21 protein-coding genes are annotated in these 16911 nt (G+C 42.3%); 4 read left to right on the top strand and 17 right to left on the bottom strand.

Translation table 11 applies throughout. The annotated features are described in order from the left end of the window. Position 1: 1 nt before the first annotated feature. The 6 genes from HMPREF2904_RS02760 to HMPREF2904_RS02735 form a co-directional block, all read right to left on the bottom strand. Positions 2–502 carry a cysteine hydrolase family protein gene (locus tag HMPREF2904_RS02760; protein ID WP_070659841.1) on the bottom strand — a complete coding sequence of 167 codons (501 nt, stop codon included), beginning with the start codon at positions 500–502 and terminating at the stop codon, positions 2–4. Beyond that, on the bottom strand, positions 503–1099 hold the full coding sequence (gene yqeK, locus HMPREF2904_RS02755) for a bis(5'-nucleosyl)-tetraphosphatase (symmetrical) YqeK (RefSeq protein WP_013903187.1): 597 nt from the start codon (positions 1097–1099) through the stop codon (positions 503–505). Next, positions 1096–1728 carry a nicotinate-nucleotide adenylyltransferase gene (locus HMPREF2904_RS02750; RefSeq protein ID WP_003012335.1) on the bottom strand — a complete coding sequence of 211 codons (633 nt, stop codon included), beginning with the start codon at positions 1726–1728 and terminating at the stop codon, positions 1096–1098. Before HMPREF2904_RS02750 ends, yqeK begins: the two co-directional genes overlap by 4 nt. Before the next feature lie 21 nt (positions 1729–1749). Beyond that, positions 1750–2061: a ribosome assembly RNA-binding protein YhbY gene (gene yhbY, locus HMPREF2904_RS02745; RefSeq protein WP_003005853.1), complete on the bottom strand. Its 312-nt coding sequence runs from the start codon at positions 2059–2061 to the stop codon at positions 1750–1752. A gap of 222 nt (positions 2062–2283) precedes the next feature. Continuing rightward, positions 2284–3390 (bottom strand): ribosome biogenesis GTPase YqeH, encoded by a 1107-nt coding sequence (gene yqeH / locus HMPREF2904_RS02740; protein WP_049472983.1) that lies wholly within the window; start codon positions 3388–3390, stop codon positions 2284–2286. Positions 3391–3392: 2 nt separating this feature from the next. After that, on the bottom strand, positions 3393–3920 hold the full coding sequence (locus HMPREF2904_RS02735; protein WP_118095844.1) for a YqeG family HAD IIIA-type phosphatase: 528 nt from the start codon (positions 3918–3920) through the stop codon (positions 3393–3395). A 182-nt stretch (positions 3921–4102) separates the two neighbouring features. Here HMPREF2904_RS02735 and HMPREF2904_RS02730 point away from each other — a divergent pair, with 182 nt between their 5' ends. Next, positions 4103–4717: a TVP38/TMEM64 family protein gene (locus HMPREF2904_RS02730; RefSeq protein ID WP_009732361.1), complete on the top strand. Its 615-nt coding sequence runs from the start codon at positions 4103–4105 to the stop codon at positions 4715–4717. Positions 4718–4905: 188 nt separating this feature from the next. Here the strand turns inward: HMPREF2904_RS02730 and HMPREF2904_RS02725 are convergent, their stop codons facing one another. The 11 genes from HMPREF2904_RS02725 to rlmD form a co-directional block, all read right to left on the bottom strand. Then, complete coding sequence (locus HMPREF2904_RS02725; RefSeq protein WP_070659838.1) at positions 4906–5661, bottom strand: protein NO VEIN domain-containing protein; 756 nt, start codon at positions 5659–5661, stop codon at positions 4906–4908. 70 nt (positions 5662–5731) lie between these two features. Continuing rightward, positions 5732–8383: a valine--tRNA ligase gene (locus HMPREF2904_RS02720; protein WP_070659835.1), complete on the bottom strand. Its 2652-nt coding sequence runs from the start codon at positions 8381–8383 to the stop codon at positions 5732–5734. Next, on the bottom strand, positions 8376–8954 hold the full coding sequence (locus HMPREF2904_RS02715) for an AAA family ATPase (protein ID WP_070659832.1): 579 nt from the start codon (positions 8952–8954) through the stop codon (positions 8376–8378). The genes HMPREF2904_RS02720 and HMPREF2904_RS02715 overlap by 8 nt, the downstream gene beginning before the upstream one ends. Continuing rightward, positions 8954–9514, bottom strand: a complete 561-nt coding sequence (locus HMPREF2904_RS02710) for a GNAT family N-acetyltransferase (RefSeq protein WP_070659829.1) — start codon at positions 9512–9514, stop codon at positions 8954–8956. The genes HMPREF2904_RS02715 and HMPREF2904_RS02710 overlap by 1 nt, the downstream gene beginning before the upstream one ends. Next, a complete protein-coding gene (locus HMPREF2904_RS02705) occupies positions 9501–10079 on the bottom strand; it encodes a flavin reductase family protein (protein WP_070659826.1) in 579 nt (192 codons plus the stop codon). Before HMPREF2904_RS02705 ends, HMPREF2904_RS02710 begins: the two co-directional genes overlap by 14 nt. Positions 10080–10346: 267 nt before the next feature. Further along, on the bottom strand, positions 10347–10694 hold the full coding sequence (locus HMPREF2904_RS02700) for a helix-hairpin-helix domain-containing protein (protein WP_003011968.1): 348 nt from the start codon (positions 10692–10694) through the stop codon (positions 10347–10349). A 180-nt stretch (positions 10695–10874) separates the two neighbouring features. After that, the gene (locus HMPREF2904_RS02695) at positions 10875–11129 is read right to left on the bottom strand and encodes a DUF1912 family protein (protein WP_070659823.1); all 255 of its coding nucleotides are present in this window, start codon (positions 11127–11129) and stop codon (positions 10875–10877) included. Positions 11130–11131: 2 nt separating this feature from the next. Beyond that, positions 11132–12478: a DUF438 domain-containing protein gene (locus tag HMPREF2904_RS02690; RefSeq protein WP_070659820.1), complete on the bottom strand. Its 1347-nt coding sequence runs from the start codon at positions 12476–12478 to the stop codon at positions 11132–11134. Then, the gene (locus tag HMPREF2904_RS02685) at positions 12478–12711 is read right to left on the bottom strand and encodes a DUF1858 domain-containing protein (protein ID WP_003005810.1); all 234 of its coding nucleotides are present in this window, start codon (positions 12709–12711) and stop codon (positions 12478–12480) included. Before HMPREF2904_RS02685 ends, HMPREF2904_RS02690 begins: the two co-directional genes overlap by 1 nt. Positions 12712–12724: 13 nt before the next feature. After that, a complete protein-coding gene (locus tag HMPREF2904_RS02680; protein ID WP_003005807.1) occupies positions 12725–13168 on the bottom strand; it encodes a cytidine deaminase family protein in 444 nt (147 codons plus the stop codon). Positions 13169–13178: 10 nt separating this feature from the next. Then, a complete protein-coding gene (rlmD, locus tag HMPREF2904_RS02675; protein WP_070659817.1) occupies positions 13179–14531 on the bottom strand; it encodes a 23S rRNA (uracil(1939)-C(5))-methyltransferase RlmD in 1353 nt (450 codons plus the stop codon). A 55-nt stretch (positions 14532–14586) separates the two neighbouring features. Between rlmD and HMPREF2904_RS02670 the strand changes: the two genes are divergently transcribed. The 3 genes from HMPREF2904_RS02670 (at position 14587) to HMPREF2904_RS02660 (ending at position 16785) form a co-directional block, all read left to right on the top strand. Continuing rightward, positions 14587–15363 carry an aminoglycoside 3'-phosphotransferase gene (locus HMPREF2904_RS02670; RefSeq protein ID WP_049498318.1) on the top strand — a complete coding sequence of 259 codons (777 nt, stop codon included), beginning with the start codon at positions 14587–14589 and terminating at the stop codon, positions 15361–15363. A gap of 10 nt (positions 15364–15373) precedes the next feature. Further along, a complete protein-coding gene (gene recX, locus HMPREF2904_RS02665; protein ID WP_070659813.1) occupies positions 15374–16156 on the top strand; it encodes a recombination regulator RecX in 783 nt (260 codons plus the stop codon). A gap of 95 nt (positions 16157–16251) precedes the next feature. Further along, positions 16252–16785 (top strand): nucleoside tri-diphosphate phosphatase, encoded by a 534-nt coding sequence (locus tag HMPREF2904_RS02660; RefSeq protein WP_070659810.1) that lies wholly within the window; start codon positions 16252–16254, stop codon positions 16783–16785. The last annotated feature ends 126 nt before the right edge of the window (positions 16786–16911 follow it).

Raw genomic sequence — 16911 nt, 5'->3', positions numbered from 1 at the left:
CTTAAAAAATTGATTTGTAATCTAAGACATCCGCAAAGCGTTCTGCCCAAATGTTCTCATAAAATTCATTGAGCGTTTCTGCCGGGATATCCTCTCCATCAAAGGTTGTGACAGCTCCTTCTGGAATGATCAGCTTATAGCCGTATTCAAACCCCACTTTGACGGATGTATCGACACAATATTCTGTCTGCATACCACACAGGACCAGTTGTTCAATCCCTTGTTGATCCAAGTATTCTTTTAATCCTGTCTCTTTAAATATGCTATTGTATCGCTTCTGAAACACCTTCTCATCTGCCTTCCTCTTCAACAGGGGCGATAATTGCCAATCTTCCGAAGTTAAAGCCTCTGGCGTTTCAATATGCTGTATATAGATGATCTCAATCTGCTGTTTTCTAGCCTGATCTTGCAAATAAGCGATCTTCTCTAGGAGCTTTTCGGTCTCAAAACCTGTTTCCACTAAGATATTTTGTACATCAATAATGATAAAAGCTGTCTTCACTCACTGCTCCTCTTTCAAATACTTCACAAAGGCATTGTAGGTTTCAAGGGTTTGGGGATAAATGGGCAATCCTTGGTGAGCTAGGTGTTCGACTGTGCGAGCCGTCTCATAGGCCACGGCACGATCCAAGGAGACTTGGGCGATATCACGTGCTTGATCCACTCCCGGGAAGGCCCGGTTGTGCTCAATGTAATCTGCCACATAGACAATCTTGTCTAAGGTTGACATTTGTCCACTCCCCACGGTGTGAATCTCAATACTGCGAAGAATGGCTGGATCTGTCAGTCCGAGGTCTTCTTGGATCTTGTAAATCCCGACCATCCCATGCCATACATTGTTGCCCCAGTTTTTTAATGCTGGATCCAGCTCATAGCGATCGATCAAGTCCAGAAATTCCTGATCTGATAGTTTCTTGGCGTAGTCATGTAACAAACCTGCTAGTCCAGCCTGCTCTTCATCAGCCCCATAGCGTTTGGCCAAGTCACGCGCAGCCTTCTCAACCCCTAAACAGTGAGTTAGTCGCTTTTCTGGCAGGATTTGGCGCATTTTTTCAAGCAAGACCTCACGAGAAAAGCCTAGATAGTTTTCATAGGTCATTGATACAATCCTTCTTTCTTGATGTAGTCCAAGACTGGTTTTGGCAACATAAAATTCGGCGTCCGGCCTTTGGCCACAAAATCACGCACCATACTAGAGGAGATGTCCATTAGAGGAACATCCACCCAGATCACCGGATAAGAAGTCCCTGCCTTATAGCGTGGCCGCTGGACCCCGACAAATTGCACAATCTCCACCAATTCATCGATGCGGTGCCATTTTGGTAAATAATCTACCATATCTGCACCAATAATGAAGTAATAATCGGTGTCTGGATCCCGTTCATTGAGCAAGAGCATGGTGTCGTAGGTATAGGAAATCCCTTTCCGCTCGAGTTCAATCGTCTCGATCTCCAGACCTTCAATGCCTTCAATGGCTAATTCCAGCATCTTAAGGCGATGGTGCTCTGCAATCGTCCCCTTGGCATCGACATGCGGCGGCTCATATTCAGGCATCAAGAGCACCTTATCTAACCCTAATTGTTGGCGCACTTGATCCGCAACGACCAAATGGGCATTGTGGACCGGATTGAAATTTCCACCCAAAATACCAACTTGTTTGCGTTTCTTGTCTTTGATCTCTGGCTCTAACTCTACCTTGGTAAAGGGAGTCAATAGTTCAATTGCCATAGGTTTGCTCTCCTCGATGTCTTAAATTTCTTTTACCTTCGCTGAAATTTTACGATTTTCTTTTTTGCTCGATTGTTTAAACAAGATGAGAATCCGACCAATCTTTTGGACAGTTTCCACACCGATTTCCTCTTCCAAGATTTCTGCTACTTCATGGATATTCTCATCCGTATTTTGAAGAAGGGTCACCTTGATGAGTTCACGCGCATCTAGCGCTTGGCGCACACTGGTTTTGATTTGGTCATTGAGCCCGTTTTTCCCGATTTGGATAATGGGTTTGAGGCTGTGGGCTTGGCTGTTGAGGAAAGCCCGTTGTTTGGATGTTAATGTCATATTTTTACTTCCTTTTTTTGATCGTTATTTTAAGTGGTGGGGACGGTCGGAACTAATTTTTCAAAGATCTCATCTTTGAAAAATGGATTTCCTCACCTCAAAATGGAGCCTTGGTCTCCATTTTGCCCTTGCCAATCGATCGATTGGCAACTACACCACGGCAATAACGATCTCTTTATGAGCTCACTTTGTTCGCTCTTCAGATATATTTTTTCCTGTTTTTTAAATAATAGCTTTGCGGGTAACGACGGCGACGCCTTCTGGTGCCCAGACGGCTACTTTGGCTTCTCCATTGACGCGAATCCAGCCGAGGCCTGAAATGACCAGGTCTGTCTTGTCCTTGATGGTAAACTCATGAGAAACCAAGGGCGGGAATTCTTCTTTTTCCTTGCTATTAGGTGGGGTTAGTAAGCCACCGACATGCTTGTCATAAAAGGCGGTCGCTCCTTCGAGCTTAGTTCGGTGAAGCTTGAGTTCGTTATCAAAGAAGGCGGTGAAACCTTGCTTTTCTCCCTTAATAAAGTCAAAGCGTCCCAGACCACCCAAGAAAAGGGTTTGCTCTGGATTGAGCTGATAAGTCTTAGGCTTGATTTCCTTTTTAGGGCTGACATACTTGAGATTTTTTGCTGTCAAGTAATGAGCCATCTGGTGACGATGGATAATCCCTGGTGTATCGTAGATGTAGGATCCATCGTCCAGTGGGATTTCGATCTTGTCCAGTGTCGTCCCTGGGAAGCGAGAGGTCGTGATGATATCCTTGTCTCCAGTGATTTCTTGGATGATTGCATTGATGAGGGTCGATTTCCCAACGTTGGTCACCCCCACCACATAGACATCTCGTCCCTTGCGGTACTGTTCAATCTTTTCCATTAAGTCCTTGATAGCACTCTTGTTCTGAGCAGAGGTGAGGACCACATCGACAGGACGCATCCCTTCTTCGTGGGCCCGCTCCATCAACCAATGGGTCACCTTGCTATCCTTGACAGACTTAGGCAAGATGTCTTTTTTGTTCCCGACCAAGAGGACATCATTTCCTGCTACAAAGCGTGGTAGGCCAGGGATAACGGAGCCATTAAAGTCAAAAATATCCACTACATTGACCACGAGTGCATCACTATCTCCTACCTCGTGAAGGAGCTTTAGAAAATCATCATCTGTCAGATGCACATCTGTGATTTCATTGTAGTGACGCAGACGGAAACAGCGTTGGCAATAGACTTCGCCTGTTTCCAAGCCCTTTTCAAGAGCTGATTGGGGAGTATAGCCTAGCCCCTCTTTGTTTTCTGTCTGAATGGGGGCTCCACAGCCAATACAGAATAATTCTTCCATTCTTAAATTCCTTTTTTGTATACAATCGGACCATATTTTTCGGCCATTTGCTTCATAACACGGCGTTCACGCGCCCGGTTGATCTGCGTCTTGATCGAGTCATGCTCGACCAAAGGCTTGACCAAAATCGAACGAATGCCTGCACGATGGGCAGCTCGGATATCCGTCATCAGTTGATCCCCGACCATGACCACTTCATTTTTCTCATAGTGGAAACGTTTGAGGGCACGATCAATCCCAAAGGTAAAGGGCTTGAGCGACCAGGCTTCATAGTCAATATCAAATTTCTCAACAGCGCGCTTAACCCGTTTGGGACTATTATTAGACACCACGATAACCCGAATCCCTCCATCACGAAGGTCATGCAACCACTGGCGCATCTCAGGGGTACCATCCGGATTATTCCAAGCAATCAGGGTATTATCCAAATCAACAAGGACTGCCTTAATACCTTGTTTTTTTAAGTCTGTAACGGTGAGATCATAGGCTGCTTCCACCGCAAAATCTGGTTTGTAATTTTCGATTGACACGTTTTTCTCCATTTTTTATACTCCTTTCATTGTAGCATAAAAAGGCCCATTTTGCACCCGCTTCACGACTAAAACAGCGACAGGCTCCAATCAGGTCGCTTTCACTACTCAAAAAATAGACAAAATCCTTACAAAGTTCCAAAAACATGGTATAGTAGAAGAAAAAGAACTCGGAATTTTTTATGAAACAAACAAGCTTAAAAGAGGTCTCTCCTCTTCTCCAGCGCATCATTAATTGGTCCTCCATCATTGGAGCTCTTGGGACCTTGGCCTTTTGTATCTGGGCCTACTTTGCTGGCATACTTCAATCCAAGGAAACCTTGTCAGCTTTTATTCTCCAAGCAGGCATCTTTGGACCACCTCTCTTTATCTTTCTTCAGATCCTTCAGACAGTGGTCCCTATTATTCCCGGCGCCCTGACATCTGTAGCAGGTGTTTTCATCTATGGTCATATTATCGGGACCATCTACAATTACATCGGCATCGTGATTGGCTGTGCCATTATTTTCCACCTTGCGAGAATGTACGGGCCTAAGTTCGTCCAATCTATGGTCAGTCAGAAGACCTACGACAAGTACATTGGCTGGCTCAATGAAGGCAAGCGGTTCGATCGCTTCTTTATCTTCATGATGATCTGGCCAGTTAGTCCCGCCGACTTCATCTGTATGCTGGCAGGTCTGACCAATATGACCTTCAAACGCTACATGACCATCATCATCCTCTGCAAACCTATCACCCTCGTCATCTACACCTATGGCCTAACCTATATCATCGATTATTTCTGGAAAATGGTCTAAAGCATAACACCTCCTCCTAATTGACTAGGAGGTGGTGTTTTGGTCAAAAATAGAAGTATTCCCATTTTTCTGGTTAGGCATCTCCCTATATATTTAAGAGTATGAAAAGATTTTTATACGCCATCTAGTATTAAATAACCTTTGACCAATCTAGATGGTAGTAATAAGCACTGCAATGTTTACATTTATTAATATAAATCTTCCAAGCTTCTATATTCAACGACTTCATTCTTAATAACATTTTTTTCAAATTCAAAATGGTTAAGTGGGTTATCAATCAATACCAATTTTGGAATATCGTCGAGATTGGTGACTAGAGAAAGAATAAAATCTGATTGATATTCCTTAGCTTTCTCAAATTCTTTGGCGGTCAACCGAATACGTCCTTTAGGTTTTCGAATACCTTTCACTTCAGCAAGGTATGAATGTTCTTGAACATCTACTTGGAAATCATATCCATCACCATAAAGACGAGCATCAGTCAATTGGCCACCTTGAAATTTTTCTTCCTTATCAAAATGGCGTATGAAATAGTTCTCTGCTTCCATTCCCGTTTCTTGTAGGCGTTTGAATTTCGTCCGAACAATTGGCTTTTCAATGACGGCTATACCTGTTTTCTTCCCTTCACTTGCAAGCAGCATTTTGACTATTTCTGCAAAACTGTGAACATCCTCATTTCCAAACATCATGTCAATTAAATCTTTTCGAAAACGGTAGACTTCAGCTTTTTGCCACCAACCTTTTCGATTGTTATCAAAATAGGGGTCGAATAAATCCATTCTATTTTTGACGACACTAGTTGTTTCTGCAACGCCTAAAGAAACTATGTAACGATAAAACTCGGATTTACTAGAGCATTGAAATTCCCTTATAAAAGTATCATCAAACTTAGCAAGACCGTAGCCAATCAAGTTTAACAATTCATAGTGAGGGTGTTTAGACATAACTTTCTCCATCAATAGATATTGATTTCATTATACCAAAAAAACACGGCATCCCGCCGTGTTTCTGTGTTTATTTCACCAACTTCTTCATCTCATCAATACGCGCAACGGTCGCATCGTATTTCGCTTGGTAGTCGGCTTGTTTGTCGCGTTCTTTTTGGACAACTTCTGGTTTGGCATTGGCTACGAAGCGTTCGTTAGAGAGCTTCTTACCGACCATATCCAGTTCTTTTTGCCATTTGGCTAATTCTTTTTCAAGTCGAGCCAATTCTTCTTCGACATTGAGAAGGTCAGCGAGTGGCAAGTAGATTTCCGCACCTGTGATGATGCTGGACATAACCAAGTCAGGTACTTCGACATCTGCTGCAATTTCCAAGTGTTCTGGATTTGTGAAGCGTTTGATGTAGTTGACATTGTCATTGAAGAAGGCATCGAGCTTGCTGTCGCTTGTCTTGATCAAGATAGTGATTGGCTTACTTGGCGCTACGTTCACTTCTGCACGTGAGTTACGAACGGAGCGAATCACATCTTTAAGTGCTTCTACACCAGCTGCTGCTTCTTCGTTTTCAAACTCTGGACGAACCACTGGGTATTCCGCTGTAACGATAGAGCCTTCTGAGATTTGTCCGTAAATTTCTTCAGTCACGAATGGCATGATTGGGTGAAGGAGACGCAAGATTTGATCCAAGGTGTAAAGAAGAACAGAACGAGTGATGACTTTTTCGTCCTCATTGTCGCTATAAAGCACTTCCTTAGTCAACTCAACATACCAGTCCGCAAACTCATCCCAGATGAAGTTGTAAAGGATGTGACCAGCCACACCGAATTCGAACTTGTCAAAGTTTTCAGTGACCTTACTGATCGTTTCGTTGAGGTTGTGGAGAATCCAACGATCTGTAACGTTTCCTGCTTGACCAGCAGCCACTTTAGCTACATTTTCACGCGCCACATCCAAGGTCAACCCTTCATTGTTCATGAGGATGTAGCGAGAGATATTCCAGATCTTGTTAATGAAGTTCCATGACGAATCCATTTTCTCGTAAGAGAAACGCACATCTTGCCCTGGAGCAGAACCATTTGAAAGGAACCAACGAAGGGCATCGGCACCGTATTTCTCGATAACATCCATTGGGTCAATCCCGTTACCGAGTGACTTAGACATCTTACGCCCTTGCTCGTCACGAATGAGACCGTGGATCAAGACATTCTTAAATGGTTGGCGTCCTGTGAATTCCAATGATTGGAAGATCATACGAGACACCCAGAAGAAGATGATGTCGTACCCTGTTACCAAGGTTGACGTTGGGAAGTAACGTTTGAAGTCTTCTGAGTCGACATCAGGCCAGCCCATAGTTGAGAATGGCCAAAGGGCTGAACTAAACCAAGTATCCAAGACATCTTCGTCTTGTTTCCATCCGTCACCTTCTGGTGCTTCTTCGCCAACGTACATTTCACCCTCAGCATTATACCAAGCAGGGATTTGGTGACCCCACCAGAGCTGACGAGAAATTACCCAGTCATGGACATTTTCCATCCATTGGAGGAAAGTGTCGTTGAAACGAGGTGGGTAGAAATCAACCTTGTCGTCTGTTTCTTGGTTTGCGATGGCATTTTTCGCCAATTGATCCATCTTAACGAACCATTGTGTAGACAAGCGTGGCTCAACCATAACCCCTGTACGCTCTGAGTGACCAACTGAGTGGGTCATCTTCTCAATCTTAACAAGGGCACCAATTTCTTCTAACTTCTTGATAACAGCCTTACGAGCTTTAAAGCGGTCCATACCGTTGAATTCACCAGCCAATTCATTCATAGTACCATCATCGTTCATAACGTTCACTTGCGGAAGATTATGACGTTGACCAACCAAGAAGTCATTAGGGTCATGGGCAGGTGTGATCTTCACCACACCGGTACCGAATTCAGGATCTGCGTGTTCGTCCCCAACGATTGGGATTGGCTTGTTCAAGATTGGCAAGATAACATTTTTACCAATCAAGTCTTTATAACGGTCATCATTTGGGTTAACCGCTACGGCAGTATCCCCAAACATAGTCTCAGGACGAGTTGTTGCTACTTCAAGGGCACATGAACCGTCTTCCAACATGTAGTTCATGTGGTAGAAGGCACCTTCTACATCCTTGTGAATCACCTCGATATCAGAAAGGGCTGTACGGGCTTTCGGATCCCAGTTGATGATAAATTCACCACGGTAGATCCAGCCCTTCTTGTAAAGCTCTACAAAGACCTTACGAACCGCTTTTGACAACCCTTCATCAAGGGTAAAACGCTCACGAGAGTAGTCTACAGAAAGCCCCATCTTGCCCCATTGTTGCTTGATAGTAGTGGCATACTCATCTTTCCATTCCCAAACTTTATCAAGGAATTTTTCACGACCAAGGTCATAACGAGAGATGCCGTCTTCAGCCAAACGTGCTTCAACCTTGGCTTGAGTAGCAATCCCTGCGTGGTCCATACCTGGAAGCCAAAGTGTATCGAAACCTTGCATGCGTTTTTGACGGATGATGATATCTTGAAGAGTTGTATCCCAAGCGTGACCAAGGTGAAGTTTCCCAGTTACGTTTGGTGGTGGAATAACAATTGAATAAGGCTTAGCCTTTTTATCGCCAGAAGGCTTGAAAACATCTTCGTCAAGCCATTTTTGGTAACGACCAGCCTCAACCTCGGCTGGATTATATTTAGGTGAAAGTTCTTTAGACATGTGTGTGTCCTTTCTCTATTGTTTTCATTTTTTCTTGAATCTGCTTTGCGACTTCTTCTGCAGACAGATTCGTATTATTAATTTTCAGGTAGTGGTGAAGGCCACTCGGTTGCTTTTGAGAATTAAGTTGATCTGTTTTATCAGTCTCTAAAATTTCTCTTTCAGATACCTCAAAATTCCGTTTCAAGGGTTTGTATTTCAACCGATTCTCCGTTCGATTGCGACGTAAGCGCTCCTCAAGAGACGTTTCTAATTCAACAAAGAGAATCTCTTGATGATACTCATTTAATAAATCTTGAATATCCTTCAAATACATCAGATGGTATTGATTTGAAAAATCAGTTACACCTGTTAAAATCACCGACCGATGATGCCTGGCGCTTGTTCCAAGAAAAGAAAAGTTAACGCTACGAACAAATTCCCACATTTCTTCCGTAAAATCCTGATAGATTTCGAGTGCGAAATCAATTGGTTGATGGTTGAAAAAGAGAGTCGCACCGGTGAGTTTCGAAAGTTCCTGACCAATGGTCATTTTCCCTGCAGCTGGAGCTCCAATGATGAAAACATGCATCAATCCACCTCCCACTCACTCTTCAGCAAGCCGTATCTCAAATCATCACAACGATTGCCTTGGGCATCTTTACGGTCACGGATACGAGCTTCAAGGGTGAAGCCAAGTTTCTCAGCGACTCGTTGACTTTGAAGGTTGTAACCAAAGCAAGACAATTCTATCTTGTGTAGGTTCAATTCTTTAAAAGCTAAATCAATCAAGGCACGTGCTGCTTCGGGCACATAGCCTCGCCCCCAATAGTCTGGGTGCAAGGTATAGCCAATTTCCAGCACATCATCTTCGTGGCGATGATTGAAGTCGACAGAACCAATGATTGTATCGTTCCCTTTAACCACTATGCCGAAACCTGCTGGAAGATTTTCTTTTTGATTGCGCTTGGGAAGAATGTGCTCCAGGTAATAAATCTCGTCTTCCAAGGTCTTGACGGGTGGAAAACCTGCTGGGTAAGAAACCTCTGGGAGACTAGCATAAGCATGAATATCCTCAGCATCCGCCACTGTTCGGACTCGTAAGACCAGACGCTCCGTTTCGATTTTATCTGGCAACTCAGCTCTTGTCATTCTTCTTCCTCGCTTTCTTGATAAAGCTTCCCATGGGATCGACTCGGTCATCTAGATAACGATAAACGCGCTGATGGCCGTCCCCCATAAAGTAAGTTGGTGCAAAGCGGTCATTTTTAAAATGTCCCTTGTCATCCAAGAGTTCTGGATCAGCCAGACGGTCTATAATCTTGGCAAAGATATGGCAGATGCCATCTTCCTCGATAATTCGATCTACCTGGCAATCCAAAACGACTGGACAAGCCTCCAAAATCGGAGCCTGAGTTCGTTCAGAAATCTCATAGTCTAGCCCTAAGTGATTCAACTTCTCCCGATGGCTGATAAAACCAGCCTGCTCCATCTGGAGCATGAGATTTTCATCAGGGATGTTGACAGTGAACTGTTGATAATGCTTAATCTGGGCAGCCGCATTTTCCTCAGCACCAACTCCGATGACCAGCCAATCTCCCAAGCTATAAGAGGAACTGCAGGTCGTGATATTGTTCCCAAAGTTCTGGTCCTGATACCCCAAGATGAAAATCGGAAAGCCATAGTAGAGTTTACTAGTGTTAAAAGATTGTTTCATGACAAGCTCCTTCAGCTAGGGTTGCAAAAGAAAAATCGCCCCTGTCATCAATCTGACAGGGACGAATGTGTTGATCCGCGGTACCACCCAATTTCGGGCAGATGCCCGCAACTTTATTTATTTCATTTTCATCCATTAGCAACCAGTTTTGACACATTTGTGGACTTCTCAGCACCGCCACTTTCTGTAAAATGTGGGATTCAAAACACCTCTAATAGGTTCATTTTAGCAAGTTTTCCTGGAAATAGCAAGAAATCATAAAAGCGATTATTTAAATTTAACGCCTAGTTCTTTCAATTTCTTGATTGTAGCTGGACCGATTCCTTTCAAAGCAAGGAGTTCTTTTTCTGTCCAGTTTGCGAAGTCCGCAACAGAGCGAATACCTTCATCATAGAATGTTTGCGCACGATCAAGTGCCACACCTTCCAAACTTGCAGCAAATTCTTCCACTGAAGAAGCTGCTTGTTTCACTTCTTTCGCCACTGCTTTTGTAGCTTTCTCAACCTTTTTAGGTGCTTCTTTTACAGCTGCAGTTACAGTTGCGACAGCTTTTTTCAAAAGATGTCTATTTTGATGTTTGTATTGTTTCGCACGGTTTACGTTCTTCTTTGCCATTTTTCCTCCTAAATTCAGTGATCAATTCCTAAGGCAACAAGGTTTCATCACCATTATTCCATTCAAAAATCCGTTGATGTCATTTCAACTTTTTTATTGTATCACAATCCCCTAAAAAATCAAGTCATTGCTTAATTTTCAGGTAAATCTAGCTAGTAAAACGCCTTTAATAAGGCCATTTTAATATTTTCTTTCACCAAAGAGGCCATCTGGTAAATCATGAAATCCTTTTTCAGCATGGAAATTTTCAAACTTCCCTTGCAAGAACTGATAAGCGTCCAAACGGCTTTCATAGCGAATCATCGCTATTTTAGCTCGTTCATCCTGGTCTTCATCAAAAACCTTCTTACTCTCTTCTAGAGCCATTTCATTGATCATGACTTGAGTCTTGATCCACTCCTCAAACTCCTTCATAAACTCTGTTTCGTAACTCATCTTTACTCCATTCCTCTATAAAAATCCGTATCGATCTCTCGATAAGGTTGAATGTCCTGAACATATTCCAAGACACCTTGAAAGTCTCCAACTTCATCACGCACGGCTGCATAGGTGACATGGACAAATTTCCCACGCGATTCTGATTTGAACCACATTTCATACTTGTCTTTTTTCCCTTCACGAAGCCCCTGCATGATGGCTTTGACCTTCTCCAAATATTTCGGTGGGTGACATAGCTCAACATTGCGTCCTACCTGCGATGGCGTCCTCTTAAAAATCATTTCCTCAAAAGGCGCAGCATCATTGTAATATTGGAAAATATCATCCTTATTGACAAAGGTGATCTCCATCGGCAGATGATTCAAGATCAAATTCGCTTGCTCCACTGACAAATAGCCATTACCAAACGGTTGAGGTTGCTTGCGATCGAAGCTCTCTTCTTTTTTCTTAGGGGTGAAGGTAATGGTCAATTGCCCCTCAGGAGTCTCAATGACTTGACGGTGCTCATCTCCTTTTGAAGAAGGAAGCGGTTCAGTTGAACCCTCTGACTCTTTCGACGCTTCCTCCTTGAAGTCCACGCGTTTCGGCACCCATTTCTCACTTGGGAGAATAATGGCATAACCATAAGCATCACTTTCTTCTGCAATGGAGAGCCAGTCATCCTGAGTAAAGGCCTCCAGCAAAATCATCAAGAGGATCGATTCTTCCTTGAAGATCATACCCTCAAACTCTTGCGCAAAGGCTTCAAAGCGTTCCTTGACTTCAGAAATACTAGAATCCGGTAATTTCTTGGCCGCATCCAAAACTTTCGCAAAGAGTTCCCGAATCTGGTCATCCACTCCCCACATCACTTTTGGTGGGGAATCATGCCCATATTTTTCCATAATCGGAAACATCAACTCTTCCTTACGACGGTAATGCCGGTCAAATTGACCCACCAAGCCCAGCTGACGTAACAAGCCCTTATGAATCTCCTGAATCATCTCAGGATCCTCAGTCGTCTCATAATTGTCTAGCAAGCGGCGTACCCGCATCATAGCTGCACGAAGGGCTAAGTTCTCCTGTTTAAAGATTTGAACAGGATGACCTGGATGGTCGGTATCTGCTACTTCGACCCCTTGAACAGCATTCTTAAAGAGATTGGCATGGACATCACAAAGCTCCATAACATCTTTAAAAGTAACCCCTGCATCTGAATTCATCAGTTCATGCTCCATAAGAGAGATCTCAATCGCAGACACCCCTGCAAAAGTCGCATCAAACCGTTCCTGAACCGATTCAGGGGAAGCTCCATGATGAAGCTCTAATAAGATATCTCTTAAGACGTGAATTCGTTCATCACTCATTAGTCTAGCCCCACTACTTCATAGCCATTGGCCTCTAGTGTTCGCACAATCTTCTCCATGGGAGTACCTTCTAATTTTGATCCTTGTTTCAAGGAAACCTTGCGCCCAACTGTATTTCGCATGATCGGATTGGCTAAGGGTTTAAAGCCCAACTCCACCAACAAATCCAATACCTCCGGATGTTGATCAATAACTTGAGCAACTGGAATCGATACATCAATAACATTGTCCATTTATTTATTTCCTCTACTCATTCCCTTTATTTTCTCTTTGACGAGCCCGTTCTTCTCCCCACCAAAGAGGCATCAGTTCACCTAAAGTAATGGTCTTGCGACTCTCATAATCCACCATAAATTCTAGATGACGATTCTCAGCATCTAGCTCAAGGAGAAATTCACGACAGGCCCCACAAGGCATCCCAGAACCTTCTCCATACGGAGGTTTGTCTCGAAAAGCAATAATGCGCTTGACCTTGGTCTGTCCTGATTGTTGATACATGTTGAAGAGAGCTGCTCGTTCGGCACATAAATGAAAGACGCCACAGGTTCCTTCCATACAAAAGCCCGTAAAAATCTGACCATCTGCAGCCTCAACAGCAGCAACCACATGTCGAGCATAGACAAAATCTGAAACCTCTTGAGGCGCATAGAGAGCTTTCGCCTCATGATAAAGTTTTTCCCAAATATCCATTCTTCTTTTTTCACTTCTTCACTAATTTCACAACTGCTTCTGTCCTTGCAGTATGGGGAAACATATCCACTGATTGAATGTATTCAACCTGATAAACCTTCGTCAAAGCTACTAGATCCCGTGCCAAAGTAGAGACATTACAAGAGACATAGACCATCTTTTCAGGTGCATACTGCAACAAGGTCTCGATTAATTTTGTCCCCAAGCCCGTACGAGGTGGATCCACGATCACAGCATTAGCCCGATAGCCTTCTTGGTACCAGCGAGGAATGATCTCTTCTGCTGTACCAGCCTCATAGTGGGTATTCTCAAATCCCATCCGTTTAGCATTGTATTTGGCATCTTCAATCGCTTCAGGAATAATATCCATCCCCCGAACACTTTTCACTCTATTAGCAAAAGCAAAGCCAATCGTTCCAACCCCACAGTAGGCATCAATAAGATGATCCTCTGGAGAAACATCTAGAGCCTTAACCGCCTCACTATACAATACTTCAGTTTGTTCCGGATTCAACTGGTAAAAAGCTCGAGGAGAAAGGGAGAATTCATAATCCAAAACACCTTCCAAAATGGCCTCTTCTCCCCAAATAATCTGCGTTTGTTCCCCATAAATTTCACTGGATCGAGACGTATTTTTATTAACAGCAACTGTGACAATCTCAGGGTGTTTTGTAACCAAGTCTTCCACCAAATTATTTAGATTAATCTGGCGACTAGTGACCACAATGATCTGAACCTGCCCAGACTTACGAGCCCGTCGAACCATCATGGTTCTGACACCCAGTTCTTTACGCTCATCAGCAATTGGAATCTGATAATAGGTCAATAAATCCGCTAGATCGTTGGCGATAGCTTGAATAACCGGATCTTGAACCAAACAATCTTTTAATTCCACCAAATAATGTGAATTTTGAGCATAGAGTCCCGCCTTCACCTGGCCTTTAAATTTCCTTGTTTGAAATTGCAATTTGGCCCGATAGTAAAGAGGCTCCTGCATTCCGATTGTTGGCCGAATGTCATACTGTTCAAAGCCTTCAGGTGAGAACTTTTTCAAGGCTTGTTGCAATAAATCTGTTTTAAACTCCAGCTGCTTGTCATACTTCAAATGCATGATTTGACAGCCCCCACAGGTCTCATAGATATCACACATGGGTGTCACCCGATACTTAGACGCTTTATTCACAGATAAGAGTTTGGCTTCCGCAAAATTTTTCTTGACACTTGTAATTTGGCAGAAGATATCTTCACCCTTGAGGGCTCCTGGAACAAAAACAAGGGTTTTCTGGAAAAATCCGATACCTTCCCCGTTTATCCCCATACGCTTGATTTTTAATGGAATTTTTTGTTTGACTTTAAGACTCATAAGTCTATTATACCACGTAGTTTCTCAATGGTTAAGAATATGTTACAATAAAACCATGAATACAAAGACATCTCATTTCTCCCCATTGGATTTTCCTGAGCAATTACGAACTTATATAGAGGGAGCAACTCTTTCTGATAGCTCTTCTCATTCAGGCGCAAGGGTTCTCTATCTTGATTCAGGTTACTACTTGAAAATAGATCAAAAGGGAAGATTAGAGCGAGAAGCTAGCATTGCAAGGTGGTTTGAAACCAAAGGACTGGGAACTCCAGTTATCGAATATCTATCTAAAGATAAAGACTACCTCCTGACTAAAGAGGCTATTGGCCATGATGCTCTCGCTTTTTTAGACCAGCCAGAAAAAATCTGCCGTACCATGGCAGAGGCTCTTAAAAAGCTTCACAGCTTAAATCCGAAAAATTTTCCATCAGATAATCATTTACAAGCCTATAAAGAAAGAGCCTTGAAAAACTATGAAAAAGGTGAGTTCTATGCCAAGGCGCTCCTACCCCAATTCCAAATCAACAGTCGCGAAGAGGCCTTCCAACTCATCCAAGAACATGGGCACCTTTTAAAGACAGATGCCTTTATTCACGGGGATGCCTGTCTACCGAACTTTATTCTAAAAGATGCTGACCAATTCTCTTGCTTTATTGATCTTGGTTTGGCTGATTTCAGTGACCGGCATATCGACCTCTTTTGGGCAGTTTGGTCCCTCAACTATAACCTACAAGATCCTAAATACGCTGAACTATTTCTTGACTATTATGGAAGAGATCAGGTCGATATACATAAACTTCGACTCGTTGCTGCCTTTGAAGCGTTTGGATAAAAGAAAAAATATGAAAATTACAAAACTAGAAAAGAAAAAAAGACTCTACCTTCTTGAATTAGACAATGATCAAAAACTTTACATCACAGAAGATACCATCGTCAAATATTTTCTTTCCAAAGAGAAAGAAATCAGTGAAGAAGAGCTAAAAGAAATCCAAGAGTTTGCACAATACTCCTATGGTAAAAACCTGGCCCTTTACCATCTTTCCTTTAAAGCTCGAACAACAAAAGAAGTCCGAGACTACCTTACAAAATATGAGATTGATACTGAGATTATTGATAAAGTTGTCCAACACCTAAAAGAAGAAAAGTGGTTAGATGATCGTCAATATGCCAGAAACCTGATAGAGGCCAACCTCCTCAGTGGCGATAAAGGCCCTGTCTTATTACAACAAAAAATTCAACAAAAAGGGGTCCCAAAATCTATCCTTCAAGAAATTCTTGCTGACTATGATTTTACAGAAGTTATTAGCCGTACCGCAATAAAACTCCAAAAGAAATACCAAGGAAAATACCCATTAAAAGCCATTGAAACGAAAATCATCCAAGGACTCATTTCAAAAGGTTTTGCATACAACCAAGCAAAGATTGCATTCCAAAATCTTGAACTAGAAGCAGATGAAGAAACAACCAATGAGCTCATCCTAAAAGAATTAGAAAAACAATACCGTAAATACAGTAAAAAATATGAAGGCTATGACCTAAAACAACGTTTAACCCAAGCATTAGCCAGAAAAGGCTACGATTATAGTGATATAACGTCAGCCATAAGAGAATACTTAGATTCATAAACCAAATTGAAAATTAAATAGAAAAATAAGAAAAAATTTGAAAAAATATGATACAATATAGAGGATATACTTAGATTGTAGAAAGTTGGTAAGTTATGAAACTACCTAAAGAAGGCGACTTTATTACAATTCAAAGTTATAAACATGATGGCAGTTTACACCGTACATGGCGTGACACCATGGTATTAAAGATAACTGAAAATGCAATTATTGGAGTAAATGACCATACACTTGTTACTGAAAGTGATGGTAGACGTTGGATTACACGTGAACCAGCGATCGTTTATTTCCATAAAAAATATTGGTTTAACATCATCGCCATGATCCGTGACAATGGTGTGTCTTACTACTGTAACCTAGCAAGTCCTTTTCACATTGACCAAGAAGCCTTAAAATATATCGACTATGATCTCGATGTCAAGGTCTTTACCAATGGTGAAAAAAAATTGTTAGATGTTGAAGAATACGAGAAGCATAAAGAAAAAATGCACTATTCAGATGACATCGACTTTATTTTAAAGGAAAATGTTAAAGTTTTAGTAGATTGGATAAACCAAAACAAAGGTCCTTTTTCTGAGGAATATATCAAAATTTGGTATAACCGTTATGTTGAACTGCGAAATAAATAAAGTTGGAAAGAGCGCAAGCTCTTTTTTCTTTTAACTTAATGAAAAATTACCTACAAAAAAGCCTAATGACAATCATTAGACTTTTTCGATACACTATCGGGAAGACAGGATTCGAACCTGCGACAC

This window comes from Streptococcus sp. HMSC072G04 (assembly GCF_001813295.1).
Lineage (GTDB): Bacteria > Bacillota > Bacilli > Lactobacillales > Streptococcaceae > Streptococcus.
The sequence above is the reverse complement of the archived record's forward strand: the minus strand, read 5'-3'. Positions and strand labels throughout refer to the sequence as shown.